At 73.0% G+C, this 2,464-nt stretch carries 3 protein-coding genes; 2 read left to right on the forward strand and 1 reads right to left on the reverse strand.

Going from position 1 to position 2,464, the window contains the following annotated elements; genetic code table 11:
* Together AC1D01_RS30060 and AC1D01_RS30065 are read left to right on the forward strand one after the other, a co-directional pair.
* The coding region (locus AC1D01_RS30060) for a universal stress protein (protein WP_477872956.1) at window positions 1-470 on the forward strand (470 nt) is incomplete at its 5' end.
* 33 nt (window positions 471-503) lie between these two features.
* Window positions 504-926 (forward strand): universal stress protein, encoded by a 423-nt coding sequence (locus AC1D01_RS30065; protein WP_477872958.1) that lies wholly within the window; start codon window positions 504-506, stop codon window positions 924-926.
* Here the strand turns inward: AC1D01_RS30065 and AC1D01_RS30070 are convergent.
* Window positions 916-2,464: bifunctional acetate--CoA ligase family protein/GNAT family N-acetyltransferase (locus AC1D01_RS30070; protein WP_477872960.1), on the reverse strand; the 1,549-nt coding region annotated here is incomplete at its 5' end. The genes AC1D01_RS30065 and AC1D01_RS30070 overlap by 11 nt on opposite strands.

The raw sequence follows: 2,464 nt of genomic DNA on the forward strand, positions 1-2,464 counted from the left end.
CCCCGCATGAGCTGCCGGCCGGCTTCATCGAATCGCTGCTGATCGAGAGCGGCAAGCCCGCGCTCATCGTGCCCGACCACGGCGCCGCCAGCTCCGCACCCGAGTGCATGCTGATCGCCTGGAAACCCTCGCGCGAAGCCGCCCGCGCCGTCACCGCCGCCTTGCCCTTCCTCGCACAGGCCCGTGAAGTGCACGTCGCCAGCTGGTCGCGCAACGCCGTCGTCGGCGCGGCCGGCGGCCTCGACATCGCCGGCCACCTGAATGCCCACGGCATCACACCCGTCGTCCACCACCGCGACCACGAGCCCCGTGCCATCGGCGACGAACTGATGGCGCTCGCCGCCCAGGTCGGCGCCCAGTGGCTCGTGATGGGCTGCTACGGCCACGGCCGGCTGCGCGAACAGGTGCTCGGCGGCGCCACGCGCTCGCTGATGCACGCCGCGCAGCTGCCGCTGCTGATGGTTCATTGACCCCCGCTTCCCCACCCGCGAAGGAGAGACCCCATGAAGATCCTGCTGGCCGTCGACGGCAGCGCCTGCACGAAGCAGATGCTGGCCTACCTGGCCGCCCACGACGAGTTCCTCGGCACCGGCCACGACTACACCGTGCTCACCGTCACGATGCCGGTGCCGCCGCGTGCCAAGGGCTTCTTCGACCGCGAGACGGTCGAGAACTACTACCGCGCCGAGACCGACGAGGTGCTGAAACCGGTGCGCGCCTTCATCGCCCAGCAAGGCTGGAACGCCACCTTCGTCGACAAGGTCGGCCACGCACCCGCCGTGATCAGCGAGACGGCCGACAGCGGCCGCTTCGACCTCGTCGTGATGGGCTCGCACGGCCACTCCGCCCTCGGCTCGATGGTGCTCGGCTCGGTGACGAACCGCGTGCTGAACCACTGCAGGACGCCGGTGCTCGTCATCCGCTGACCGGCTTCCCCTGCAGCGGCAGCACCAGCCGCGCCGCGTCGCTGTCGCCGCCCTGGGCCTCGAAGCCCAGCCGCTGCACGAACGCACGCATCGCCACGTTGTCGCGCAGCACCAGCCCCACCAGGCGCTGCGTGCCCTGCGCCGCCTGGTAGGCGATCAGCTTGTCCATCAGCAGCCGGCCCAGGCCCCGGCCCTGCAGGTCGCTGCGCACGACGACCGCGAACTCGGCCTCGAGGTTGTCCGGATCGACCGCCGCGCGCGCCACGCCCAGCGTCTCGCTCGTGCCGTCGGCGCCGGGACGCACCGCGATGAAGGCCATCTCGCGCGCATAGTCGATCTGCGTCAGCCGCGCCAGCTCGCTGTGCGCCAGCTCGCGGCGCGCATTGAAGAAGCGGAAGCGCAGGTCGTCCGGGCTCAGCTGCTCGACGAAGCGGCGGTGCGCCGGCTCGTCCTCCGGGCGCACCGGCCGCAGCGTCAGCGCCTCGCCCTGCCACGCGAGGGTCTCGACCAGCGCATCGGGGTACGGCCGGATCGCGAAACGCTCCGCACCGGCCACCGGCACGCGGCTCAGCCGGATGCGCGCATCCAGCGCCAGCACGCCGTCGTGGTCGGCCCACAGCGGGTTGATGTCGAGCTCGGCCAGCTCCGGCAGGTCGGCCAGCATCTGCGACAGCGCCACCAGCGCATCGCCCACCGCATCGAGCCGCGCCGCCGGATGGTCGCGGTAGCCCGCCAGCAGGCGCGACACCTGGGTGCGCGACACCAGCTCGCGCGCCAGCGCCCGGTTCAGCGGCGGCAGCCCGATCGCGCGGTCGGCGCGCACCTCCACCGCCGTGCCGCCGTGGCCGAGCATCAGCACCGGGCCGAAGTTCGGGTCGATGCTCGCGCCGACGATCAGCTCCTGCGCCATCGGCCGGCTCGCCATCGCCTGCACCGTGAAGCCGCCGACCCGGGCCTGCGGCTGCGCGGCGCGCACCCGCTCGATCATGCGGGCCGCGGCCTCGCRCAGCGCGGCCTCGTCGGCCAGGCCGAGCGCGACGCCGCCCACATCCGATTTGTGCGTGATGTCGGGCGAGACGATCTTCAACACCACCGGGTAGCCGATGCGGCCCGCCGCGCCGGCCGCCGCATCGGCATCGGCCGTCACGCGCAGCGTCGTCACCACCGGAATGCCGTAGGCCGCGAGCACCGCCTTGGCCTCGTGCTCCTGCAGCATCTCGCGGCCGTCGAGTAGCGCCGCGATGATCACGCGGCGCGCGGCGGCGCGGTCCGGCACCGCATTGGCGCTGGCCGACGGCGTCTCCAGCAGCACGGCCTGGTTGTGCCGGTAGCAGCGCAGCATCGAGAACGCGTTCACCGCTTCCTCGGGCGTCGCGTAGTCGGCCACGCCGGCATCGGCGAACACGCGGCGTGCCTCGGCCACCGCGCCGTCGCCGAGCCAGCAGGCCATCAGCCGGCCGTTCGCCTCGCGCGCCAGCGGCGCCAGCGCACGCGCGATGTCGGCGCTCGGCACGATCGCGGTCGGCGCATGCATGAAC

This window comes from Rhizobacter sp. P3_B12 (assembly GCF_056402895.1).

Coding starts and splice junctions, on each gene's coding strand:
- AC1D01_RS30065 (WP_477872958.1), top strand. CDS start 504: ATGAAGATCCTGCTGGCCGTCGACGGCAGCGCCTGCACGAAGCAGATG.